21 protein-coding genes and 1 tRNA gene are annotated in these 25254 nt (G+C 50.0%); 13 read left to right on the top strand and 9 right to left on the bottom strand.

The annotated features are described in order from the left end of the window. Window position 1: 1 nt before the first annotated feature. Both D3A97_RS12735 and D3A97_RS12730 read left to right on the top strand, forming a co-directional pair. Window positions 2–1384: a RagB/SusD family nutrient uptake outer membrane protein gene (locus D3A97_RS12735; RefSeq protein ID WP_119078874.1), complete on the top strand. Its 1383-nt coding sequence runs from the start codon at window positions 2–4 to the stop codon at window positions 1382–1384. Window positions 1385–1524: 140 nt separating this feature from the next. Then, window positions 1525–2535: a TlpA disulfide reductase family protein gene (locus tag D3A97_RS12730; RefSeq protein WP_119078873.1), complete on the top strand. Its 1011-nt coding sequence runs from the start codon at window positions 1525–1527 to the stop codon at window positions 2533–2535. 17 nt (window positions 2536–2552) lie between these two features. Here the strand turns inward: D3A97_RS12730 and D3A97_RS12725 are convergent, their stop codons facing one another. After that, complete coding sequence (locus tag D3A97_RS12725; protein ID WP_119078872.1) at window positions 2553–3167, bottom strand: response regulator; 615 nt, start codon at window positions 3165–3167, stop codon at window positions 2553–2555. Further along, window positions 3164–5182, bottom strand: coding sequence for a tetratricopeptide repeat-containing sensor histidine kinase (locus D3A97_RS12720; RefSeq protein ID WP_119078871.1), 2019 nt, complete (start codon window positions 5180–5182; stop codon window positions 3164–3166). The genes D3A97_RS12725 and D3A97_RS12720 overlap by 4 nt, the downstream gene beginning before the upstream one ends. Window positions 5183–5338: 156 nt before the next feature. On the opposite strand from D3A97_RS12720, the gene D3A97_RS12715 reads away from it, so the two are divergent. Genes D3A97_RS12715 through D3A97_RS12700 form a run of 5 tightly spaced genes read left to right on the top strand, consistent with a single transcriptional unit; the run spans window position 5339 to window position 11701 of the window. Next, window positions 5339–7480, top strand: a complete 2142-nt coding sequence (locus tag D3A97_RS12715; RefSeq protein ID WP_157986520.1) for a tetratricopeptide repeat protein — start codon at window positions 5339–5341, stop codon at window positions 7478–7480. A gap of 11 nt (window positions 7481–7491) precedes the next feature. Next, the gene (locus D3A97_RS24835; protein WP_157986519.1) at window positions 7492–7668 is read left to right on the top strand and encodes a hypothetical protein; all 177 of its coding nucleotides are present in this window, start codon (window positions 7492–7494) and stop codon (window positions 7666–7668) included. Window positions 7669–7708: 40 nt separating this feature from the next. After that, entirely contained in the window at window positions 7709–8431 is a 723-nt protein-coding gene (locus tag D3A97_RS12710; RefSeq protein WP_157986518.1) for a hypothetical protein, read from the top strand. A gap of 28 nt (window positions 8432–8459) precedes the next feature. Next, window positions 8460–9797 carry a hypothetical protein gene (locus D3A97_RS12705; protein WP_157986517.1) on the top strand — a complete coding sequence of 446 codons (1338 nt, stop codon included), beginning with the start codon at window positions 8460–8462 and terminating at the stop codon, window positions 9795–9797. A 32-nt stretch (window positions 9798–9829) separates the two neighbouring features. Then, on the top strand, window positions 9830–11701 hold the full coding sequence (locus tag D3A97_RS12700; RefSeq protein ID WP_119078867.1) for a hypothetical protein: 1872 nt from the start codon (window positions 9830–9832) through the stop codon (window positions 11699–11701). Between the two features lie 6 nt (window positions 11702–11707). On the opposite strand, the gene D3A97_RS12695 is transcribed toward D3A97_RS12700, so the two are convergent. The 4 genes from D3A97_RS12695 to D3A97_RS12680 all read right to left on the bottom strand — a co-directional run bounded on the left by D3A97_RS12695 (window position 11708) and on the right by D3A97_RS12680 (window position 18293). After that, window positions 11708–12259, bottom strand: coding sequence for an RNA polymerase sigma factor (locus tag D3A97_RS12695; RefSeq protein WP_119078866.1), 552 nt, complete (start codon window positions 12257–12259; stop codon window positions 11708–11710). Beyond that, the gene (locus D3A97_RS12690) at window positions 12256–15435 is read right to left on the bottom strand and encodes a S41 family peptidase (RefSeq protein WP_119078865.1); all 3180 of its coding nucleotides are present in this window, start codon (window positions 15433–15435) and stop codon (window positions 12256–12258) included. The genes D3A97_RS12695 and D3A97_RS12690 overlap by 4 nt, the downstream gene beginning before the upstream one ends. Window positions 15436–15738: 303 nt before the next feature. Next, a tRNA-Gln gene (locus tag D3A97_RS12685) sits at window positions 15739–15809 on the bottom strand. Window positions 15810–15926: 117 nt separating this feature from the next. Beyond that, the gene (locus D3A97_RS12680) at window positions 15927–18293 is read right to left on the bottom strand and encodes a TonB-dependent receptor (protein WP_198673976.1); all 2367 of its coding nucleotides are present in this window, start codon (window positions 18291–18293) and stop codon (window positions 15927–15929) included. 259 nt (window positions 18294–18552) lie between these two features. On the opposite strand from D3A97_RS12680, the gene D3A97_RS12675 reads away from it, so the two are divergent. Continuing rightward, window positions 18553–19539, top strand: coding sequence for a helix-turn-helix transcriptional regulator (locus tag D3A97_RS12675; protein ID WP_157986516.1), 987 nt, complete (start codon window positions 18553–18555; stop codon window positions 19537–19539). A gap of 28 nt (window positions 19540–19567) precedes the next feature. Here D3A97_RS12675 and D3A97_RS12670 read toward each other — a convergent pair whose 3' ends face one another. Both D3A97_RS12670 and D3A97_RS12665 read right to left on the bottom strand, forming a co-directional pair. Beyond that, window positions 19568–19690: an alanyl-tRNA synthetase gene (locus D3A97_RS12670; protein ID WP_119079550.1), complete on the bottom strand. Its 123-nt coding sequence runs from the start codon at window positions 19688–19690 to the stop codon at window positions 19568–19570. Beyond that, a complete protein-coding gene (locus D3A97_RS12665; protein ID WP_119078862.1) occupies window positions 19690–20019 on the bottom strand; it encodes an antibiotic biosynthesis monooxygenase family protein in 330 nt (109 codons plus the stop codon). The genes D3A97_RS12670 and D3A97_RS12665 overlap by 1 nt, the downstream gene beginning before the upstream one ends. Window positions 20020–20184: 165 nt before the next feature. Between D3A97_RS12665 and D3A97_RS12660 the strand changes: the two genes are divergently transcribed. From D3A97_RS12660 to D3A97_RS12640, 5 genes are read left to right on the top strand one after another with little or no spacing between them, the layout of a single operon-like run. After that, a complete protein-coding gene (locus D3A97_RS12660; RefSeq protein WP_119078861.1) occupies window positions 20185–20871 on the top strand; it encodes an HmuY family protein in 687 nt (228 codons plus the stop codon). An 11-nt stretch (window positions 20872–20882) separates the two neighbouring features. Next, window positions 20883–21662 (top strand): HmuY family protein, encoded by a 780-nt coding sequence (locus D3A97_RS12655; RefSeq protein WP_198673974.1) that lies wholly within the window; start codon window positions 20883–20885, stop codon window positions 21660–21662. Window positions 21663–21678: 16 nt separating this feature from the next. Continuing rightward, window positions 21679–22434 carry an SGBP N-terminal domain-containing protein gene (locus tag D3A97_RS12650; protein WP_157986515.1) on the top strand — a complete coding sequence of 252 codons (756 nt, stop codon included), beginning with the start codon at window positions 21679–21681 and terminating at the stop codon, window positions 22432–22434. An 11-nt stretch (window positions 22435–22445) separates the two neighbouring features. Next, a complete protein-coding gene (locus D3A97_RS12645; protein ID WP_119078858.1) occupies window positions 22446–23465 on the top strand; it encodes an SGBP N-terminal domain-containing protein in 1020 nt (339 codons plus the stop codon). A gap of 57 nt (window positions 23466–23522) precedes the next feature. Further along, window positions 23523–24227, top strand: coding sequence for a hypothetical protein (locus D3A97_RS12640; protein WP_119078857.1), 705 nt, complete (start codon window positions 23523–23525; stop codon window positions 24225–24227). Window positions 24228–24330: 103 nt separating this feature from the next. Here the strand turns inward: D3A97_RS12640 and D3A97_RS12635 are convergent, their stop codons facing one another. Then, window positions 24331–25254, bottom strand: coding sequence for a DUF5017 domain-containing protein (locus D3A97_RS12635; RefSeq protein WP_119078856.1), 924 nt, complete (start codon window positions 25252–25254; stop codon window positions 24331–24333).

The following is a 25254-nucleotide window of genomic DNA, read 5'->3' as shown; positions in this document are numbered from 1 at the left end:
CATGAGAAAACAATTTTTTGGGATCAGGGTCTATAGCATTACGGTTGGGTTAGTGCTCCTGGTGGGGATAGCAGGCTGTAGCGACTTCTTAAGCGTTCCCTCACCTTCAACCATCTTGATCAGATCAACTGTGTTTGAAAACGATCAAACCGCCTATGCTGCATTGTCTGGTGTCTACAGCCAGATGATCGAGGGGCCGGGGGCCTCGTTTGCAAGCGGAGGAACATCGGGCATGAGCTTGCTTGCCGGGCTTTCAGCCGGGGAACTTATCCCGACTTCCGGTACCAACGCCAGCCTTCTGGAGTTTTACACACATGGCTTATCTGCCAGCTCAAGCGGCACCTCTGGTATTTGGCAATCGGCCTATAAGATCATCTACCAGACAAATGCCTTGCTAGAAGGTGTATCCGCTTCCGATGCCCTCTCAAAGCAGGCTGAAGAACAAATAACAGCGCAGGCATTTTTCTTAAGAGCCTTTTGCTATTTCTACCTGGTGAACCTTTTTGGTGATGTACCGCTGGCGGTAACAACTGACTACCGAAAGAATGCACTGCTGCCAAGAGCTCCTAAAGACGAAGTATACCGATTCATTTTGAAAGATCTACAGGCAGCTTACAGTGTGTTGCCGCCCGACTACCTGAGCTATAGTGGAGAACGGAGTCGCCCCGGTAAATGGGCAGCGGCCCTGATGCTGGCAAGAGTACACCTCTACCTGGAAAACTGGCAACCGGCTGTTCAGTATTCTGAGCAGGTCCTGGGGCAATTTGCCATTTACCGGCTTGCCGGAAGAGCGGACAGTATTTTCCTTAAAAATAGCCCCGAAGCCATCTGGCAACTGGCACCGGTCGCTACAACGGTCAATACCTGGGAAGGCAATGTTTTTATTAATTCAGGGACCGGTACGGTATCCCAACTAGACGGCCGCCTGGTGGATGAGTTAGCCGATATCGATCAAAGGAAAAGATACTGGATCAAAAGCGCGCAGGGACAATACTATCCCTCTAAGTACACGATTAAAACCGGAGGTACTCCCCTGATCGAATACTCAATGGTCATAAGACTGGCCGAAGCCTACCTGATCTGCTCGGAAGCCAAAGCCCGTTTGCGGCAGACACATGCTGCTTTATCCGACCTGAATATGATCAGGTTGAGGGCGGGTTTAACACCGCTTGCATCCGAAGATGCAAACCAGGTGCTGGAATGGATTGCTATCGAAAGGAAAGCAGAATTTTTGGCTGAATGGGGGCACAGATGGCTAGATGTCAAACGGACCGGGGAGGTACTTCCCAAAAGCCCGGACCGGCCGGCAATTAAACACCTTTATCCTATCCCATTAAATGAAATGGACAAGAACCCTCACCTAAGCCAAAATGAGGGTTACTAAGTGTGCTGGAACCGGGGCGAGACGAAAATACGGACCGGAGCCGTGTAACAGGAGACTGTTACGTACGGTCCTAACAGCATCCTGGGCTGAGATGCCCGGGTTTACTTACCAGCAGTTTGAATCAGAAAAATCTTAATCTCATGAAGCATTTCGCAATCGTTTTATTTGCCATATTGATACAGCTGACAGGTCATAACCTGCTTGCAATATCTGACACCCCTCAGAAAGACTCATTGAAGGTAGGTAGCATGGCCCCGCCATTAGAAGTTGGAAAGTGGATAAAGGGAGAAGCTGTTAACGGGTTTAACCCGGAGTACTATTACATCGTGGAGTTTAGCGGTGTTGCCTGCGCTCCTTGCCGGGCAAGCATACCCCACCTTTCAGAAATGGCACAAACATACCGCTCCATCCTCAAAGTGGCAAGTATCTATGTGCTCGAAAACGGGGCGTATCCTCCTAAGGATACGAACAACACTTCTTACGTGCAGCGCGTAGAACGATTTATCCACAACATGGGGGATAAGATCCGCTACGAGGTAGCCGTTGATAACCCTAAACAGTCCATTTTCCGGGATTGGGTATTAGCGGCCGGGCGCTATGGGATCCCGGTGGCATTTATCGTAGACCGCACCGGCAGGATAAATTGGATCGGGCATCCGGATCATATAGAGAAACAACTGCTATCCATAGATCCGGTTTTTACAAGGTTAGCGGCAGCATCCGGTCATGCAGTGCAGGCCTCTTCGGATACAATTTCGCCTCTGAAAAAATTCAAAATGTTGCTTCGAGAAAATGAACAGGAAGCCTACTTGTTTGCAAAACAGATGTCTGTAGGGCCATTGAAAGATAGCGAGCCTATCCTTTACTATATGACAAGGGAAATCATTAGCCAGTCAGCAGCTTTAAAACAACCTGATTTTGACTTGGCCATTTCTTTGATTGAACGCGCGGTTTTTCTATGTATAGACGATATTGTAAAGTCTCGGATGATGTCTTTGAAGGCAGATATTTTCCAGCGCATGGGAAACAGGCAGGCGGCGAAAATGACCCTTCTGAATGCGCGTTCACAACTCGAACTTTTTCAGAAGGAAATCAAGTATAAAAACGAAATTGATAAGATTGACAGGAAGCTGGAACGATTTGCGAATTGATTGAGGTCATTCTGGTGCTATATTATCCCATTTTTTATGGCTTTGCCTATCAGCACAGCTGTATTAGCCGCGTCAAATTTTTCGATCAGGCTTTTCCGATGCGTATTTACCGTTGGGATGCTGATAAAAAGCCTGGCGGCTATTTCAGCGTTAGTGAAGCCTTCGGCAATCAGTTGCAGCACTTCCTTCTCGCGGCGGGTAATGACGGGAGCCCCTGCTGACGTTTCGCGGAGCGACTGCACCGCTTCAAAACTCAGGAAGGTTTTACCCTGCCTCACCCTGGTAATGGCCATAAGGAGTTCCTGCTTGGTAGCGCTTTTCAATACATAGCCCGATGCCCCATTGTCCATCATGCTGCGGATAACCGGTTGCTGGTTAAAAGTGCTCAGCCCCAATATGTTGATCAACGGGTAATGCTGTGTTACTTCCTTGCACAGGTCCACGCCGCTCATATCGGGGAGGTTGATGTCCATCAGTATCACATCAGGCTGGTGTTGTTTCAGAAAAGCGAGACAGGAAGAAGCGTTCATGGCATGCCCTGCCCATTCTATATCTTTTTCGTTCTGCAACAATGAACGGATGCCTTCTATCACCATGTAGTGATCATCAACAATGAAGAGTTTTGTTTTCATGACAGGGGTATTTCCATTAGAACAGAAGTGCCTTTAAGCGGTGCTGAATGCACGTCAATTTTTCCCTTCAGGAAGTCTACACGGTTTTGGATATTGCTCCAGCCCATTCCCTGAACGTTTTGCAGCAGGGCGGTATCAAAACCTTTGCCATCGTCCTCAACAGTTACAGACAGCATTTTCCCCTGCTCAGACGCATGTACCTGCACAAGCAAGTTTTGCGCATTGGCATGTTTAACGGCATTGTGTACAAGCTCTTGTATAATGCGATATACGGTTACAGCAACAGTTTGTTCAACGGCCATATTTCCCACGCCCATGGATTGGTAAGTAGCTTTCACCGCCCCGCTACGGTCTATTTCATTACAAAACTCCTTCAATGCCACGTCAAGTCCATACCTCACCAACATTTCGGGCATCATATTATGTGCCACACGGCGCATTTCCTTGATAGAACTGTCAAGCATATCTATACTGCGTTCAAATGCCTGTGCATTTTCCGGTGTGAGAATAAGATTTTCTTTCATATTCTGAAATGAGTATTTAATACCGCTTAACATGCCGCCCAATCCATCGTGCAGGTCTTTGGCCAAACGGGTACGCTCCTGCTCTTCACCTTTGAGGATGGATTGAGCGGTGGCGAGTTGTTTTTCGGTTTCCAGCTCTTCTATTATCTTTTGTTGCAGTTTTTGTTGCTGGCGGTAGTTGCGGAAACCCAATAAGAAAATAATGGCTAAAGCAGCGGTTCCGCCAATAAGTATATAGTTAACCGCATTTTTCTGTTTGATCTGCTCTTGCTGCAATTCTATTTGGGACTGCTTTTTTTGGCTTTCATACCTCGCTTCCAGTTCAGCAAATTGTTTGGCCTTTTCTCCAACCAATACGGAATCGTTCACTGCAATCAATTTTTCCGCATAAGCCAATGCGTCTTTATATGATCCCAATTTATCATTAAGCTGATACATCACTTCATAAAAGCTCCTTTTCTCCAAAATATCCTTACTGTTCTCATAATAAGGCTTGGCTATCTTCATATACTTTTCCGCTTCGTCATAGTGCTGTTGATGCATGCTTATAACTCCCAGTTGCTTGTTGGCATGCGCGGTACCTGAAACAGAATTTATTCCCGCAGCCAGTTGCAAGCTTTTATGAGCAAAAACTTTTGCGGAGTCTATTTTTTGCAGCAGAAAATATTCTTTCGAAATGTTCTGATAACTATTCTGTACAGATTCCCTGGTCCCTTTTCCTTTTTCCATCTGAGGCAAAAAAGCCAATCTTACCCGAAGGGCTTTTTCTATAAATCCCTGTTCATGAAAATTGTCGGCTTTTTGCTGCATGTAATACGCCAGGGCATCAGCCGCCGCCGGGCTATCGTATTTTTTGTTTATCGCAATGGCCTTGTCTATATATTCTTCCGCTTTGGGCAAGTTTCCGAGAGAATTAAATACTGCGCTGAAATTAGAATAGAGGTCCGACTTTCTCCTGTCCAGCAACTTTTCAGTAACAGCTGGCGCAGCCAGTACGCGCGGGTCATCAAAAGCGTCCCTGGCCTTTGTATAGTAATAAATGCAGCTATCATATTCGCCCAAATAATATTTTACGTTGCCGATGTTGTAACAAATCCCGCCATACAGGTAAAGGTTTTTACTGGCCGCTGCATATTTCATGGACAAGTAATAATTGTGCAACGTTTTGTCTGGCTCACTAAAAAAGTGATGCCATAGACCCAGCAACCGGTAACAGCTGGCAATGGTATTATTTTCTTTTACTTGCAGGCTTTTTGCCAGCGCCTCCTCGAGCAGTTGACGAGATACTGCACTGTCAGTCTCCAGGAGATCATAACCCAGGTCTTTCAGTTGGCTTACATGAGCGGTATCAAGGGGGCTCTTTCTGATTTGCTTAATTTTCCGGTCCAACTCCGGTAGGCCAGACAGCAAGCCGCCGTTCGTTTTCGGTGACTGCGCTCCTGCAAGAAACCACAGGCAGCATAAAACCATTATAGCAAACCATTTTCTCATAAACTATGCTCGTTCTATTCATTGTACAAAAAAACAGATAATCCCTTATTAATCAACTCATTCTTTTTAATGATTTCCATTGCCTAAAAATCATCTTTTTTAACGATGGAAAGATTGCCGCCGGGCATTGAAATTTGCATATCAAAAATAACAAAAATGAAACAGTTGTTACCTGTGATCATAGTTTGCTTTTCCCCTTTTTTTTCTATGGCGCAAACCAGGCCCAAAGAAAAGCCCCCTACTCAAAAAGAAATGCAGGAGATGATGAAAGAAGCGCAGAAAATGGCGGGTGAGCTGAGTGCGGAAGACAAAAGAATGATGGACAGCCTCGGGATCAAAATGCCGGACTTTACAAACGTACCCAACGTTTCCGGCAAGCAACTGGCCCAGGCCTGGGAAGACGAAAACCGGGTAGTGCCAAAGCGGGATGCCGCAAGAATTGCCGCCATCCCCAAAGCGGTCAGTGATGCCCGCATGGAAACCTACCTTGCCGCCATTCAAAAGAAAATAATTGCAACGCTGGATGCTGATCTGATAAAAATGGGAGACAAGCTCTACACCTACATCCAATCCAACAGTAAAAACAGTGATGAAGCAGGCAATATGGCCACTGCTCTCTGGGTGGCCGGCAAGCCTCAAATGGCGGTATATGTACTGGGAAAAGTCAATAACAATGACCCATCCAATACCGATAACCTCAGTAACTATGCCGCTATGCTTTCCATGCAGGGAGCGCAGCACCTGGCTATTCCGATCCTTGACAATCTAAATGCAAAGTTCCCGGACAACGGCACCATACTCAATAACCTGGGGCAGGCATGGCTGGGGCTGGGCGAACTGCTGAAAGCAGAAAAATATATAGACAGGGCCCTTGTGCTGTATTCTTTCCATCCGCAAGCCAATATGGCAAAAGCCGCCATTGCGGAAAGCAAGGGAAACAACGAAAAAGCAAAAGAAGCGGTCAAAAAATCTATACAACATGCTTATACGCCGGAAAAGGAGGAAAAACTGGCCAGGCTGGGTGAAAAGTTGTCGCATACCCAATACCTGCTGCCGCCACGCCGTAAAACCGATGTCCTGAACCTGGATGGATTCCGCTCTCCCTATTTTCCCATGAGTTCCCTGGGCTGTATAAACGCGGAAATAGAATGGAAGGCATTTTATCAACAAATAGATGAAAAAATAAATAGCCTGTCAAAGCTGAGAAGAGATGCGGAGGATGCCGCCATGAAAGGATCGCAACGGCGGATGAATGAAAATGTGGCATACATAAGATCAGCCCAGGCAAACCCGGGCAAGAACGGGCAAATGCTTGCAGTGCCCACGTACGCCACCAGGGCCGCAAAAAAATTGAACGCAACCATGAGCCTGATGCAACGGAAAATGGAAGCCTACAATTCCCGCATGACCCTTTATGCGCAGGAATCTCTGCAGCTGAAGAAGGCTTACGACGAGGAAATGAAAAAACTGCGCAGAGAAGACGAAGCCCAAACCGGGTCTCAAAGAGCCAATGAAGCCTATTGCCCTAAATACAGGACTGCCACGGATAAATACCTGAAAGACATCAATGGAAAATTGCAGGCGCTGTACCTGGATGCACTAACACTTAAAAAAGAAATGATCAATGAATCGGCCCACTATACCATGTACATGATGTGGCCCGATGAATTTCAGGTAGCTAAACTGGATTACCAGATAGAATGGCTCAATTTCCTGAAAAAAGGTTTTGGCGCACCGGCCTACGGCTCGGGCTTTCCTTTTGTTTCTATCACGCTCAACGAATATTCATGCAACAGTGATCCCAAAGAAGAGCCGGCGCTCACCAAACTGCAAAATTTCGATGATGTGCATTGCGAATACCATAGTGAGCTGAACTGGAAAGTTTTCAAAATTTCGAATGATTGCAGCCGCATGACCACCGAAATTGACGTGGATTTTTTCAAGTATGCCCGCAAGGATGATTTTGAACGGGCCGAGGGCGATACTTATATCTCCAGTACAGTGAAAGTAACCGGAAAGGTGGGAACAAGCAGAACGGTAGGCCCGGTGAAAGTAGGCGCTTCGGCCGGCGTAAGTGTTGAAGTAGAGATAGACCGGAAGGGGACCAAAGAAGTAACGCTTACAGGAGGAGCAAACGTGAGTGTGGGCACGGATGTAGTCGATAAAGGCGCACCCGGAAAAGGCAATATTGAAAAAAGCGTGTCCATTGGCGTGGAAGGGCGCATCAGTATTATCAGCGGACAGGGCAGCGTTTCCGGAACAGGGATACTGAGTGGCGTAGAGATCACATCATTTTAAAACTGGAAGATATGAAAACCATTCCGATGCAACTTTTATTCGGGACAATGCTTGTAAGCCGTACTGTTGAGGCACAGCAAAAGCGATCATTTGACATTGCAACCTATGAAATGCCGAAGCGATGGGACAAAAGCCCTGCTTCAGCAAGTAAGGAGCTATACTTCAGCATTATACTGCAAAACAGTTAAAAACAACTGCCACTCTGTTCTTAATCTTTAAAACTAAAAAATGAAAAATTATTTAATGTTAGCCGCCATTTTGTTCATCTCGCTTGTTTCATGTTACAAAACCGATCCTGCACCAGACAATACTGACAGCCATAAGCCACCTTTTGAAATATGGATGGGGTTAAAGACCGGCGCTACCGGCAACTGGGCAAATCTGGATTGGAAGATCGTATTGCCCAGCAAAGACTATTTCAATCAGCTTCCAAGCGAAAGGTTCCTGAATTTTTCCAGGGACCAAACCGGAGGTACCTGGGGAACATTCACTATGAACGGCAACGCAGGAACGTTTACCAATCAGTATGAAACTATCCAGGTAAAAAAAGTAAGTGAAACGAAACTGGAAAAAGTTGGTTATACGAACCATCTGTATAAGTGCTCCCCGGTAGATGGCGTAAAACTCTCGGGAAAATACAATACCATACTCAACTGGTCCACCATTGCCAACTATCCTTACGGCCCCAACGATCCTCAACCCATGATCGAATTTACCGCTACCGGTACGTTTAATGATATGGGCATATTTGTTACCAATTTTTCCATGCCCTACCAGGACCCTCAAAGAGCACCCGGCAGTGGTACCTATGAAATAAAAGACTTTACGCTGACACTCAACTATTCCGGCGGCAGAAAAGTTACCAAAGCCTTTACCGGCGTGTTTGACGAGAAGGTTACCGCCACCAGCGAACTGGTTTTCATTGGCGGCAATCCGTTCTATAATCATTGAATCAACATGCTTCTTTAAATCTTATGAAATGAAAAAACTGCTTTTATCTCTTATACCTTTCCTTGTATGGCTGACATGTTGCCGTCCGGATGGTGACGTAGCGCCAACCCCTCCAAAAATTCCACAGGGCGTTTCTACAGCAGCCATTTCCCGGGTCACTGAAAATAACGCTGTTTCGGGCGGCAGTATCACCACTGATGGAGGAACCGCCATTACTGCCAGAGGAATTGTATGGAGCACCGCCGCAAGCCCCGCAACAAACTTAACCACCAAAACCAATGACGGCGCCGGCACCGGGCAGTTCAGCAGCACAATAACAGGCTTAACTCCCGGCAAGCGCTACTACGTTCGGGCGTATGCCACCAACAGTGCAGGAACAGCATATGGCGATGAAAGAACCTTCACAACCGCTACTACTCCTTTGACGCCCGATGTATATGTGGCCGTGCAGTTGCAGGGCAATCCAAATAGGGCTTTGTACTGGAAAAACTCGGACATTGCGTACTTGTCGGCCAGCGGCCGGCATGCGTTTGCCAAAAGTGTTTTTGTAAATGAGACCGGAGTATATATAGCCGGAGAAGAACACAATGCAAGTGGTGTGTATGTGGCAAAGTACTGGAAAGACGGGCAAGCCGTTAACCTGTCAGACGGAACAAAACATGCCTTTGCCAGCGGTATAGTGATTGCCGGCAATAATGTGTACGTTTCCGGTTCTCAGGAAACAACCGGGCAGCGGCAGGCAAAGTACTGGGTAAACGGCGCCGCGCATCACCTTACAGATGGCGCCAGGTACGCAACCGCCAGCGCCATTTTTGTTTCCGGCAATGATGTGTATGTTTCCGGCAATATGAACGAGCCAATGGAAAGGGCCAGGTATTGGAAAAACGGCAGCGAGGTAATATTATCACAGACGGGCGGTACAATACGGTCTGTGGCCAATTCAATTTCTGTATCAGGCAACGATGTATATGTAGCGGGCTACCAGCAGTTCGATGCGGCAAGTGGTGGCAAGTATATAGCTACCGTATGGAAAAACGGGGCCGCAACACTATTGGGCCCATCAACCAACAATAGTTACGCTACCGGGGTAGCGGTTAAAAACGGCCATGTTTATGTGGCTGCATACGAAAACGTGCAAGGCATTAATGTAGCCAGGATATGGAAAAACAATACAATACTGACCACTCTTTCGAACGGCAGCATTGATGAGCAGACCTCCTCCCTTTTTGTAACTGACCAGGAGGATGTGTATGTGGCAGGGTACAGCGGAAATGTCAATTCCGGCATTCAGGCCAGGTACTGGAAAAACGGGGTAAGCCATACCAACAACAGCGGCACTTATGCCTGGGGCATATTTGTGTATTAACAACCGGTTGATATTCATAAAATCCTTATGCAATGAAAAAAACAACAACCATATTCTGCCTGCTGCTTGCGGCAACGAGCACCGTTGCCCAACGCAGCAAAGATGCCCAGTTAGAGGACAGTATCTTTTCCTGGAAGGCTGTTCCTGCATTGAAAGTTTCCAGCTACACAAGGGCTTTCACGCCGGCACAGCTAAAGCATCCCGAGCTGTTTGCCCAGTGGCTGCAAAAAAGCTATATCCCCGTGGGGGCCCTGGATTTTTCGTATGCCGTGGCCGAACCTAACAAAAAAGATGAAACACAGCCTTACGGTACGGGCATTAATGCAGCCATGTGGCGTGCTATGTGGGACAACGCAGGCACTAAAGCAATAAAGCAGCCTCACTCTGAAAACCCTATCTATCTGCTTACCAATTACATCATAGATGCCGAGCCTGTTCCCATGCTTACCATCCCCGGCAGGGCCGTGTTCACAAGGCGTTCTCCTGATATTGAAAAGGCATTTGCGGGCAGCAGCGAACGCAGGAACCAACTGGTAAGGCAGCTCAAACTGGAAAACCATCCGCAGATCGGGAAATACATCATTCAATATTATGGCTGTGACGGTGATGGTTGCCAGCCACGGGTAGCGGTTTACCTGGCGCCCAATAACAAACTGCCTATCCGCCAACTCACCCGGGGCGAGGTGCTGGATATGTGTGAGCAGGCCATGACGGCAGAGCATCAGCAAAAAATGGGGAACCGTGTTGATAGCGAGACCTTGCTGCACTGTATAGCAAATATCCAGAAATTGAGAAACAAATACCGTGGAGCATTAAACATACCCGCTGAATTAAGGGACCCGAATGGCATTTGGGTGAGTACCTTCAAAACGTACAATGATATTTTTGATACGGAAGATGCAAAACGGCTTCACAGAAACATCTACGGCATATATACCTATGAAGATGGCATACTGCAAAAAAGCAAACAGGACCAGCCATTGTGGGTCTGCATCAGCTGGAAGCCGACTGACTTGAATTACATGCCTTACGAAAGGGAAATACACCGCAGCATGACCACCCATTTCAACTTTGATTATGTGTTCGATTATTTTTTCAGGCCTGAAAGTATCAAGAACCAGCCTTACGCTATTCTACATGAAGACCTGCAAAAAACGCATCTGGCTGCTTACAAAAAGAAGAAAGAAAGCAAACCGGCAGTTACTAAACAGCTTGCTGCCAATATCTATTTTTTTGAGGATTTCTCCGGTAATAGCATAGGCGAAAAACCACAAGAATGGTATGTATCCAGTGTGGGAGCGCCCTCTGTTGTTGCCGTACCACCGGGAGAATCCGGCAAATGGCTAAAGCTGGAGCAGTTCAGGGCAATGCCGGATTACAAGAACAAACCTCTGCCCCAAAATTTCAGCATGGAATTTGATGCGGCTACTAACAAAGATTTTACGGAAAATACCGGAGGCGCCCTTTTGTTACGGATCCATAATAAAATCCTGACGCCCGGCGGCGACTATAAAGATGCACAAAAACAAATATTTATAGACCTGGATGTTAAAGCCGGGAATACGAAATTCAGCCAGAACCCCACAGGCTACACCCGCCTTAAAACTACCTATACAGGCATGAACAGCGCTGTGCGGAATGCCGACATGCTTCAGTACAACAACGACTTCAGCAACAAAAAAAGCAAGGTACATTTCACCATCACCAAAGAAGGGAAGAAAGTAAGAGCATTTATAGATGGTAAAGAGATCGAGGCGCTGGACAAGTACGGCAAAGCAATTCCAGGATTTAATGAACTGCCCGATGGCGCCGTGCTTACATCGTTCTACTTTGAAAACATCACAAACCATAGCAGTAAGCACCTGGGAATATATATCACTAATATTAAGATAGCAAAGCTGTAAACCTGTTCATTTCAGCAGCTCCCGCAGCAGCTTGATGGCATTGTACATGGTATTGTACACGGTTTTCACGCTCTGGGAGGTGTGGGCCGCAATTTGCTGGTAGGTATACCCTTCAAAGAACATGAGGTCTATCAGTTCTTTTTGCCGCGGGGTAAGCTGCTGCATGGCATGGTACAGCCTGCGCTTCAACTCCTCGTCCTGCTGCACCCGCACAATGATCTCTTCATAAGGCAGCTCGCTGGCCGTTTCCTGCCGGCCCATGCGCTCTATGGCGTTCTCTATTTTGGCGTGATATTCCAGCTGGTCTGCCAGCATTCTGCGGAGGGACGTAAAAAGGTAAGCCCTTACCTGGGTAACAGGCTGGAGACGATGGCGTTTTTCCCACAACTGGAGAAACAACTGGGTAACGGAGTCTTTCACCAGTTCATCATTCGCGGTGAGCTTCAGGCCAAAGCGCACCAGGTGGAAATAGGTGCTGTTATAGAGATCAAAAAGGGCCTGTTTGTTCCCTTTCCGCATCCCTTCCCAATAGGTGATATTGTTTTCGTCCCCTGTCAATGTTGCAGATCTTTCATCAATGTCTGTATGGCGGTTTCCAGCTGCTGGTCGCGGCCGGTGGCCACTTTATCGTAGCTGTTCATTACCTGCACATCCGGCTGCGTTTCGGAATTTTCGAGGTAACGGCCTGCCAGGTCTTTTACGCCCAGCGTAGGCACGCTGAAGCGCAGGGTGTTGTCTTGCAGGGAGTGGCCTGTCATCCACGTGCAGCTGCCCGGCACCGGCATGCCGACCAGCTTGCCCATTTTGAGTACCTGGTAATCATGCACAAAACAGTGGCCATCGCTGTAATTCGCCTCACAGGCCAGCACAATGGAAGGCTTCGTCCAGCGGAAGGCCGGTTCGCTAGACACCAGGAACCGGTCTGTTGTATTATTGCGGACCCTGGTACCGCTCAGGAACATGATCAGCTCCGAAGCCAGGTCTCCTCCCCTGTTGAACCGCGTGTCTACTACCAACCCCTTGCGGCCGGGGAACTTGCCCAGCGCTTCTTCGTAAGTATGGCGGTAGGCGCCGTCATTCATACGGTACAGGTGAACATAGCCCAATTCCCCGTTGCTCAATTTCTCTGTTTCCGCTTCGTTCCGTTTCACCCAGCGTTCATACAGCAGGTCAAATTCTTTCTCAGGCGTTACGGGCTTCACCTGCACCTGCCGGGCCTCTTTACCGGTGCGGAGCAGGAGGGAGATCTTTTTGCCGGCCTTCCTGTTCAGGTAAAAGGCAAAATCTTTATCAGGGGTTACGGGCTCCCCGTCTACCGCTTCAATGATGGTACTGGGGCGGATGCCGAAAGCAGGGTCATCCAGCGGGCCGCCCTGCATTACTTCTTTCACCGCCATGCCCGGGCCTTTAAAGGAAAGATCGTAGAAGGCTCCCAGTGACGCGGTAACATCCCCATCCTTATCATTACCGTTAAAGCTGGCTCCCGTATGGCTTACGTTCAGCTCGCCCAGCAGCTCGTTCAGCATTTCGGCAAAATCATAGTTGTTGTTTATATCCGGCAGAAATTGCTCATAGTTCGTTTTCAGCGCGTCCCACCTGGCGCCGTGCATACCGGCGGTATAGAAGGTTTCCTTTGTTCTGCGCCATACATGCTCAAACATTTCCTTTCTTTCCAGGGCGGTGTTGATGGTGATGTTTCCGCTAAAGGCCAGGTATTCTTTTTTTCCAGCGGCGGGGTCTATGCGGAGCACCTTGCCGTCTGCCAGCGCATACATGTATTTTTTCTCCTTGTCCCACTGCATAAAAGCATCATCTATATTGAGCGCCAGCAGGAGCTTCGTTTCCCTGGTACGCAGGTGGCAGGCCCAGAGATCGTATTTTTTTTCAAAACGGGCCAGGTAATAGAGCGTTTCCCCGTCTTTGCTGATGAGCGCGCTGCCCAGGAGCGCCGGGTGCGTGGTAAGCCTTGCCTTGCGCAGCTCCAGGCCATCCCAGTCTATACCACTTTCTTCTTCGTGATCATTTTTCCGCAGCTCTTTTTGCAGGGCCGCCTCCTGCTTGTCCAGGTTAAAATATTGCCAGAGCCCGCGGTCAAAGAACAGCGCGTAAACATCATTCTGCCGGGTGCTGCTGTTGGCATAGCTGTGCAGCCCGTTGCGGTCGGTTTGCCAGATCATCATCCTGCCGTTCATCATCCAGCGCGGATTAACATCGCTGTAACCACTGCGCGTGAGGTTTACCAGTTTCTCTTTTCCCGATGCGGCAATGATGCCTACTTCATCGTTACCGCTGCCCTGTTCATTGTATTTCACCAGCAGCCAGCGCCCGTCAGGGCTCCATTCAAAATACTGATCGTGGTCGTTACGGCTGTACAACTGGTCCGGGCCTATAACGGTGCGGGTTTGCCGGCTGGCCATGTTGAATATTTTCAGCGTGGCCCTGTTTTCCACAAAAGCGATCTCTTTGCCGTCAGGAGAAAACCGGGGCTGGTAATTTTCATGCTCATTGGCCATCACCGGTGTTTCTTCCAGGGCGGTGGCATTGAAGAAAAAGCGTTCTGCACGGTTTACCAGCGCGGAGCGGTAGATGTTCCAGCGGCCATTGCGTTCACCGGCGTACAGCAGCGCCTGCCCGTCTGGCGAAAAACTCAACCCCGCTTCCGCACCCGGTGTTTGGGTAATACGTTTGATCATATTCCCCTCCACACTGCCGGCAAATACTTCTCCGCGCATAATAAAGGCTATTTCTTTCCCGGAAGGAGAAAGCGCCAGTTCAGTAACGTCCGGGAAAGGGAAACGTTTTTCCTCCTCCTGTTTTGCCGCCGCGGCAATGTTTACGGTTACCTTAACGGCCTCCCCGTGCTGCGGTTTCACATAAATTTCCCCGTTGTAGCCGAAACAGAGCATGCCGTTACCCGCCATGCTCAGAAAACGGACCGGGTGCTCCTTCATGAAAGTAACCTGCTCCGGGATGCTGTTTTCCCGGGTGGACGTACGGAAAACGTTAAAGCTGCCGGCCTGTTCGCTGAGATAAAAGATGTGACCGGGACCGGCCCAAACGGGACTTCTGTCTTCACCGCCAAAAGCGCTGACCTTGCGGTGGGTCTTGTTATGACTGTCATAGATCCATATATCCCGGGCAATGGCAGATACCTGGTGCTTGCGCCAGATGTTCTCCCGTCCCTTGCGGTCGTGATAAACAATAAAACGCCCATCAGCACTCACTTTAGCATCTTCCGCGGGCGTGGTAAGCAGTTGGCGCACCCGGCCGCCTGCTGCCGGCACTTCGTACAATTCCTGTAAGGCATCCGAAGGGAACTGGCGGTTGGCGGGGTCATCCAGCCGGACGGCGCCAAATATCACGTTGCCGCCGCCGGGCGAAAAATCATACGGAAATTCATCTGCAGAATGCCAGGTGAGCCGTTTGGCCTCCCCTCCCTCGGCGGGTATGATGTATACATCGAAATTACCGGCCTGGTTGCCCGCAAAGGCGATAGACCGCCCGTTGTCACTCCACACGGGCATGCTGTTATTGGCGCCATTCATGGTAAGGGGTACGGCCGTGCCGCCGGAGGAAGATACCTTGTAGAGGTTTCCCCGGTAGGTGAAGGCGATGCTCCTGCCGTCTGGCGAAATGGAGGGATAACGCAGCCACAGCGGGCCATCCGCTGCTTTTGCCAGCGGGCAGGAAAGGACAAAACAGAGTGCCAGGAGTGCTCTTTTTACAGGGACCATGCCAAGAAAAGTACAAAAGATTTGGGAAATGAGGTTTGCGGGGTGGTTGGGGTGGGTTGTAAAATGAACCGGTGTTCAAGACACCGGAGAAGCCGGTTTCAAGCCGATAACAAGGCGATAAGAAGCCGATAAGCCCCAGGTACCAAGCCGATAACAAGGCGACAAGCAGGCGGCCGGCCAGTTCCATGCCAAATTAAAACCATTATTATAACTATGATTATCAACACGTTAAGTTACCAACTTACCGCTGGCCCTATCGAATAAAAAAACGCTGCAATTCAGCATTGCAGCGTTTTACCGGGGTTGCCTGACCTGGATTCGAACCAAGACAAACAGAGTCAGAGTCTGTCGTACTACCGTTATACTATCAGGCAATATTCACTGATTATAAATCAGTTACACTCAATTTTCATGGTAAAAATCCAGTGTTTTCCTGAATTTTCCAAATCATTTGAGAGCGCAAAGTTATGTTAAATACCGTGAAAAACAAGTTACTGTGGCAATTTTTCCTTTTTGGCAAACCGCCAGGTAAAGCCGGCCATCAATACGCGGCCCGGCTGGGAGGGCATGAGATAATCCGTGTAGTTCCCGATGTTGTCTACAGAAAGCCGCAGCAGCAGTTTCCGCGCCAGCAGTTCCTTCTGTACCGCAATGTTCACCAGCGTATAGGCTTTGACAAATACATCGTAGGTATCAATATACCCGTTATTATCCATGTCCAGAAAGCCATATTTGCCGCGGTAGCTGCCGCGGGCAGACACGGTAAGCCCCCAGGGCGCATGTTCATACAACAGCTGCAGGTTGGCCATATGGCGGCTGCGGTTGGGCAACCCGAAGTAGTCTGACGGGCGGGCGGGGCGGATGCCGCTTTCCGTACGTACCAGCCCGTAGGCGCCGCTGCCGGTTTTAATGGCATCTTCCACATCCCGGCTTTTAGCTTGCAGGTACTGGTAACCGGCGGTAAGCTGAAGGCCCTTGAAAATATGGTACTTCAGACTGGTTTCCACACCACGGGTGTAAGTACGGGCAATATTGAAATAGGAAAAAAGCTGCTGGCCGTTCTTCATAATGCCTACCTGTTCCGTATTGATGAGATCGGAAATACTGTTGTAAAAGCCATTAACGCCTATTGTTATACGGCCGGCAGCGGTAACCTGAATGCCTGCATTATAAGATGTGGAGACCTCCGGCCGCAGGTTTCCCAGCTGCCCGGCGTTGGGCCATATTTGCTGGATCAGCCCCGCATGCTGCATGGCCGCGGCCTTTTCCGCAAAATTGTTGGCGCCGATGACCGTATACCCTTGCGTGATATTAGTGAATACCTGGTACAGCTGCGCATAGGTGGGCGCCTTGTACCCCTGCCCCAGCGAGGCATTGAGGGCCAGCCATGGCAGCGCCCTGTACCGCAGCCCCAAACTGGGGTTGAGGCGCCCGCCATATACGGTATTCCCATCGTACCGCCCGCCGGCAATGATTGTCAGCGGTTGTACGGGCGTGTAGTTGGCCTGCGCGTAGATAAAATAATTGGTCATGCTGTTGCGGCCTTCGGCCAGCGTATTGCTCATCTGCTGGTATTCACCGCCCGCGCCGCCGGTAAGCGTAAGGCGGTCACTGAAATATTTCTTTTCCGTTTGCGCCTCCAGGCGGTGAATGAACTGGGAAAACTCGTTATGCTGCAAGGTATGCCCGGTCTCTACCACCCGTACGGCCTGATCTGTGGCATACTGCGTGAAATAGTAGCGCAATAGCAGCTGCCAGCCGCTGCTGAAGCGGCTGTTCAACACCAGGGAACCGTTCAGGTCTGTTTCCCGCAGCTTGTCACGGAATGGCTGCGCGCCGTAAGACCTGGTCATCACGGAATTGCGGTTGCCAAAACGCAGGCTGGTATGAAGTGTGCTGGCCCTGCCCACACTATGCACTAACCGGCCTTGCAAATTGTAACTGTGATAGGGTGGTGATGTTTGGCCGTTCTTCAGGTAGGCGGTGTTGGCATTAAAACCATCTGTACGGTACATGTTGGCCGCCACATAGGCGCCTCCCCGCTCCCGCCGGAAACCTGTTTCTCCTTCAACACCCGCATCCAGCGTATTGTAAGTGCCGTACAACAGGCTGGCGGCGCCACGGGTAGCGGTAAAACGCTGCCGGGTAATGATATTCACCACCCCGCCCAATGCCTCACTGCCATACAGGCTGCTGCTGGCGCCTTTGATGATCTCTATCCTTTCAATATCCGACACGCTGATGCGGGAAAGGTCAAAGTTGCCGTTGAAGCGCCCGGTCATAGGCTGGCCGTTGAGCAGTATCAGTATATGCTCCGAGCCAAAGCCCTGCATCTGCAGGCCAATGCTCCGGTTGCCCGCTCCAAGGTCATTGACCACGGCCATGCCGGTTTGTTCGCGCAGCACCTCATCCAGCCGCCTGCTGCCCATGGCGCTGATCTGCTTTTTATCTATGACGGCTACCGGGCTGGCTATTTTCTTAATGTCTACCAGGTCATCTTCCTTAGCGTAACGTGTGCCCGTTACCGTTATTCCGGCAAGGCCCTGTTCTACTGCCCGCAGCTCTATAGAAAGCAGGGGCGGCGGGGACTGGCCGATATGTACGCTGCTGTCTGCGGCAGCAAAACCGATGCAGCTGACTGTTACGGTGAAACTGCCGGCAGGCAGGCGCATCACAAAATGTCCAGACAAACTGGTTTGCACCGTATGGCGGTACTGCCCATTGTACGCCGTTACGGTAGCAGCCGCCACGCCCGCCCCCCTGCTTTGCACCACACCCCTCAGCACATGTTGCGCCTGTGCGGCATGCACGGCAAAAAGGCCAAGCAGGTATAGAGAGATACGTGTCACTATTTTCATGCGGCTACAAAATTGCGGCAATAAACAGTGCTGCCCGGGAAAATCAGTTACCAGAAATGGAGAAAAAATACCGCCGCCACATGCCCTTCCAATGATCGATGAGGGAAAATTATTTACCATATACGGAAAAAAAGTACTGTCAAATGCAGCATGACAAAGGGTTTGCAGCGTGACACTATTTTTACAATACGCCCGGCAGTATCGTTAACAGGTTAAATCATTTAATATTGTTGCATTAATCGCTAAAACTTCATTACCCTTGTCTGCACTCCCACCAGATCAAGCCCGGCTATACGAATCCTGTGCATTTGATATTCACGGATGGAGCAGTCTTAGAGAAAAGAAAAAGACGCTCGCCTCACAGGGGCACCAGGGGTATTTATATGAAGTATCCAGCCCGGAAGGCATACACATGGGTTACTACAATGTACGTTCCAGCCAGGACGGCAAGGTGGTGATCGCCAACCAGCAGCCTTTCCTGCAATTAAGCTATACCATCAGCGGCAACAAGAGCTACCATATAGACGCAGGGCATAAAATGCTGGTATCATTCGAAAAGCAGCAATACAATTACCTGTTTTTCCCGCAGCAGGAAATACACCTGAACTGGCATGCCAATGAGCCGCTGGAAACCTTTGAGCTGGGCATCAGCCCGGAGCTGACGCTCAACTTTCTGCCGGAGGAGCACCCCTTGTATGCCATGTTCCACCAGAGCATGGCCCACAATGCGCCGGCCTCTCTCAGCAAAGATCACCTTCCTTTGCAGGCCGGCATCAGCACTATTTTATACGACATGCTGAACTGCCCGCTAGACGGCCGTTACAAGCAGCTCTACCTCAAGGCTAAAACCATGGAGCTGCTGGCCATCCAGCTAAAACAATATGAGCAGATACTGGGCATACGGCAGGATGCCAACGCGCGTACTTTAAAAAAAGGAGATGTGGAACGCATGTACCTGGCACGCGATATTATTATCAGCAACATGAACAGCCCCTGTACGCTCATAGACCTGGCCCACCAGGTAGGCACTAACGACGCGTACCTGAAAAGCCATTTCAAGCTGGTGTTCGGCACTACCGTATACGGGTACCTGCAGGGAATAAAAATGACGCACGCGCGGGAATTGCTGGCACAGGGAAAAAACGTATCAGAAGTAGCTTACCTCTCGGGTTACAAACACACCGCCCATTTCACCAGGGCGTTCAAAAAACATTTCGGCTTTGCGCCGGGCATTATGAAACGGTAAAGCGAATATCGCCTTACCGTTCCGGATATTATTTTGCCAGCCAGTAAATGGCGGCCAGCCACAACAGCCCTTTCACCAGGAAGAATATGAATCCCCAAAAGCCCAGTTTTTTGAGCCATTTGACTACTTTTTGCCTGGTAGTTGTTTCCATCATTCGCTGATTATCTGGTATATTTTGAAATCACTGCTCATGGGTGCAGGTTTTCCCTCCGCCTTGGCTTTCGCTATATCTTCAAACCCGCGCTTGTGCCCGGCCATAAAAGCCTCCGAGCGGGTCCAGTCTTTAAAGGACTGTTCGTTTTCCCAATAGCTGACAATCAGGTAGGCATCTCCCTGCTTTGCCGGGCGCAGCACATGCATGTTCACAAAACCCGGCATTTTATCTATGGCCCCGGCGCGGCTCGCAAACAATTGCTCAAACCTTTCCTGGTAATCCGCATTGCATTGAATGTAGTTAATGGCTACAAAATGTTTGTTCATAAGTGATCTGTTTTAATTTGCAGCTCAAAATTACTACTGTCATACAAATGTCATTTGCCTATTCCGGAAATTCTGTTTACCCAAACGGAAAATTCCTGTTTGAAAATTCCCTCACAGGTAGCTTCTTTTCCCTAACTGGTTGACTCATGTGCGCAACTTTGCACCATGATAAAACGTGCATTCATATATCTTTTAAGTGCCGCTACTTTTGCGGCCTGCAGTAAAGACGATGCGCCGCCCGCCCCGCAGGATACTAAAAGTACCACTATTTCAGATATGCCGGGAGATACGCTGGCCTCCATGGGCACCGGTGTTGACGGTAAAGAAAAGCGGCCTTTTTATGGCGTTACCTTCAGCTTCAGCACCCGGCAAACCCGCATTATCAAAACGGCGGCAGACTCCGCACAGTACCTGAAGAATACAGACTGGGACCTAGCCTTCACCAAAGAATACAATTCCTACGTAGTGACCAACAACGGCAGCGTAGCCGGTACGCCCGGTTATGGCGGGCCCGGCGTGGGCAGAATATTGATAGTGGAAGCACCGTATGACCAGGTGCATACCGCTCCATCAGACGAAGAATTTGAGCAAAAAGGCGTGGCCGGTGTGGGCTGGGACAGCGGCAGCGGTTATGGCTGGTATTTCTACTCCCTGAACAACCACATTGCCGTGCCCGTCAAAAACAGAACATTTATTGTAAAAACAGCCAACGGCCGCTTTGCCAAACTGGCGTTGCTGAACATTTATAAAGGCAACCCGCCGGTAGTGACCGATCTTTTCTGGCCCGCCCCTTACCTCACGTTCAAATACTTTGTGCAGGAGAACGGCAGCCGCGATCTAAAAACCAATTAACAATGATGTATATGCAAAAAGAATGGCGCAGGGCCTGGCTGCTGGTTTGCGGAGCAGTGCTGCTGGCCGCCTGTTCAAAAGACAATGATCCCGCCCCGGAACCGGAGCCGGGCAACGGCAACAGCGTTAAAACGGGCGTGTACCGTATTGTAAACCTGGTGGCGGATACCAACGCCACTTCTGCAGGTGATGCCGTATCCCTTTACTACAGCCTTGAAGAAAACCGCGTAGTACCCGCCTCACAGCGGCAAACCGGCAACTGGGACATTGTGTTCTATGGTATTTACAACAGCAGCGTATATCCCAACAACGGCGCCGCCGCCGGCTCCCCCGCCTTTGGCGGCCCGGGTAAGGCCCTGCTCTACCTGGTGGTAGACAGGAAGTTTGACGCGCAGTATTATGATACGCTCAACTTCAAACCGCACACCCTGCCCATTCCCCAACCTCTCTGGCAATCCGCGTTTGACGCGGTAAAAACAGTACCCGTGGAAGACAACCGTTTCCTCACCAGGGATATTGCGCTAGACCATTTCCAGAGCGAATTTGACGGCTGGGGGCACTATGATTTTTATGGCAGCCTCTTTCCCGGCAATCCCAAGAAAGCGCACATTGTGTATTCCATGCCAAGGGTGATGATTGTCAAAACACACAAAGGGCACTACGCCAAAGTGATCATAGAAAGCCTGTACAAAAACGGGCCGGCCAATCCCACCCGCGATGACAAGCCCGGCTTTGTCACCTTCTCCTACGCCATACAGATGGATGGCAGTAAAAACCTTGATATCAAATAAGTCAGCCAATAAAACAATGAAACAATATCTACGACTTGCAGCCGCCATAGCCTGTTGTGCATCGGCCCTCGCTTTTTCAGCCTGTACCAAAACAGAAATTGTAGCACCGCCGGAAGAATACCCGGCGCAGATACTGGAATACAAGATCGTGAACGTGCAGGGAGATCCCATTCAGGGGGCGATCAATGAAAAAGACAGCACCATCACCGTATACCTGCCCGTTTACCGGCAGCTGGTAACGCTGGAGCCTGAAATAAAAGTAACCGCGGGCGCTACCATACAGCCTGCCAGCGGCACACTCATTGAAGACCTCCTGAGCGTATTCCGGAAAAAGGAGCCTATAAAATATATCGTTACGGCAGCCAACGGGAAAACCCGTACCTACACACTGAAATTAGAAGTACAGCAGCCCCCTGTTACACTGGAAGAGCTGAGCGCCAGCGCAACAGACATCAGTGAGTACACGCTTGACATGAAGCCGGGTTTTTCCAGCATCAGCTTTACCGTCAGAGGCACGGGATTTCATGAAAACCATGACCTGATGGAGGTGGTGCTGGTAGATGAAGCGGGCAAGGAATATCCCCCGCTGGCCGTTGGTCTTTCTACCAACAATGACCTTACCAAGCTGAATATTTCCATCGCAAAATTCAACGAGCCTTACCCCCCGATAGTTACCGCACTGCCCGCTGCGGGCCTGTATAAAGTGCGGGTATATGTTTACGGGAAATCTGCTACCATGCAGTATCCCATCCGTATTACCAAACTTCAGTAATTCAAGATAATATGCTCAACCATAAAACATTCGTAGTACTATGCCTGCTGGCGATGACCGTTGCCTGTAAAAAAGAAACGGAAACGGCCCCTTTCCCTTACAACAGCATCCAAAGTTTCAGCATTGAAACAACTGCGGCGGAAACAATTAACGGCGCCATCAGCGGAGACAGTATCATTGTGTACTGGCCGTCCTACATCCCTATGCCTGCCACCGTTACACCGGCCATTACCATTTCGGAAAACGCGGAAGTAACCCCTGCGCCGGGCACCGCGGTAGATTTCAAAACCGGTACCAGCTTTACCGTAAAAGCGCAAAACGGCTCTGCCAAAACCTACTTCCTGAAAGTAGCGGTCAACCAGCCTCCCATCATAGTGCGGAATATCAACCTGTCAACAACGAAAGGCGGTACCATAGAGGTGTCTACTGACAATGGCATTCTCTACCTGGCGCGGGACGCGGCCCTTACCAAATTTTACATTATTGACAGCAGCGGCAGGGAAAAAGACCTTTCTCTCAGCTTCAGTACCAACCCGTACAAAGGAAATATCATGGAGATCAAGGTGCCGGATACGGACGATGTAAAACAGGGCGCCTACCGCATCAAAATAACCAGCGGCACACAAAGTTTTATTTCCGAAGAATACCGCTTTGCGATACTGTACCCCAGCGATAAAAGGCCGGAGGCAGACCCGCTGAACACGCCCCTTACCGTAAAGCGCGGCAATACCATTACGTTTACCGGTACCGGCTTTCTTGAAATGAAAGAAGCGCGGGTGTACGGCTATACGCCGGAATGGGCGGAGCGGGAAATAGGCACTCTTGAGCTGGTGAGCTTTACCGCCACCACGGCCACCTACCGCGTACCTGCCAGCTTTCCCGCCGGCGTGTACCAGCTGGACGGTTATGAGGCAGACGGCATGTTCATTAACCTGCGCACCACTGATTTTATGGGGTTCTGGTCATGGAGCAAACCACAAAAAGTATATGTGCCGGTGAGCGGATCGGCAAAAATCACTATTACAGAATGATCCTGAAAATATTACCGCAACAGGTATATAACCCTTCATTTATTTAACCCGTTTTTTATGAAACATATCACAAAAACACTATCCGCATTTGCGCTGGCCACCCTGCTGCTGGCAGCCTGCTCCAAGCAACACGACGTTGCATCCCCTGAAAGCCCCCTGTTGAGAGACAACAGCGCCCGCCTGTCCGTTATTATTGCCGACGGGGACAGTTCGGACATTACCGGCCCCGGCGTAGTGGCCGGCGGCAAAGTATACCGGAACGGCAACGTATATACCGTAAAAAATTTCAAACAGGCCTATAGCCCCGGCAGCGGGCAACCGGCAGACGGCAACTTTTACTGGCGCTTTTCCGAAAACAACGCCGGTACGCCCGCCACGTACGAAATAAAAATGACCGGCGTTGCCACCGGCGACATCACTTCCGCCGATTCCCTGAAATTCATCAACAAGAGCTTTGCTTCGGTAACTGCGGCAGACTGGGCTACGGCCACCAACCCCGGTACGCACCCCAGCGGCGTACCCAATATCATTGGCATGGACCAGGTAACCGGCCCCGCACCCGGCCCCGTGGCGGCCTATGCCAACGGCAAGGGCTGGTATATCTACCACTGGATAGGCCATACGGTAGAACCCGTAAGCGGCAGAACACTGTTGCTGAAAAGCGGCACTACCATCGTAAAGTTCCAGATCACTTCCATTTACCAGAACGGCATTACCGGGGGAACATTCCCTTATTACAACTTCATTTACCAAACATTCTAACACATCACCTGTTGCTGTAAAAAGGGCTGGCCAAACTATGGCCAGCCCTTTTCAGCTGGTATACAGCCAGGTTAAACGGGCAGGCATGCACCTGCTATTATTGCTACTGGACCGTAACTGTTACTTCCCTCACTACTTCGCTGCGCTGGTCTATATTCACGTTAGATGCTACAAAGGTAGCCTTGTAGGTACCAGGGTTTGCGTAGGTGTGCGCATAACTCTCCAGCCGCGCGGCCGTACCGCCTTTGATGCCCACGGGCCTGTCAGGCCCCAGGTTTAGCTGCTCCCAGGTTACCGGCGCGCTGATGGCCCAGTTTTCTGTAAGCGGGTCGTTATCTGCCGTGAACTCGTTAGCCAGCAGGGTGAGGCGGCTGGTGCTTACGGCAGAGCGGGCGGGTGCGGTGGCCGGGTTGGAGGTGACCAGCCGGAAAGCGCCTGTAAACATATCGGCGCCTGTTAAATTGCCCAGCGCGGTAATGCCCTGGAAAGCATATCCCTGCACCATCCAGGTACGGGCCGCGCCGTTTTGCTGCTGCGGTTGGGTGATGTACCGGAAGGCCACGTACAGGGGCTTTCCGGCTGCCAGCAGGTCTGTTACGTCTTTGTTGCCTGAAGCGGCAAAGGTGGCGGTGGAGCCGAGCTTGAAACGGGCGGTAATATCCGTCCACGTAGCGGCTTTTACCGCGGTAAGGTCTGTATAGTTACCACTGAAGTCTGAAGAGGCCAGTACGGAGAACTGGCCTGCCTGCGCGCCGCCTGTTACGGCAGACGTGAAGGCCAGCAGGCCGCCGGTAGCCGCTTCTGTTCTGCCGCTGCGGAAAGCATAATCTTTCTGCGGCTCACCGGAGTAAAAGGAAATATTATCCGCATTCCCCGCAAATTTGAACACTACCGGCTCACCGCGTTTAAAAGTGCCGGTAGTTGATACTACCTCAAAGTCAGGCGTGCCGCCATTGAGGTCAAGGTCTTTTTTGCAGGCCATATGCAGCAGTAAGCCGCCGAGAATAACAAGATGACTGAGTTTCAT

Source organism: Chitinophaga alhagiae, assembly GCF_003568665.1.
Lineage (GTDB): Bacteria > Bacteroidota > Bacteroidia > Chitinophagales > Chitinophagaceae > Chitinophaga > Chitinophaga alhagiae.
Note: the sequence above shows the minus strand (reverse complement) of the source record. Positions and strands in the feature narration are given on the sequence as shown.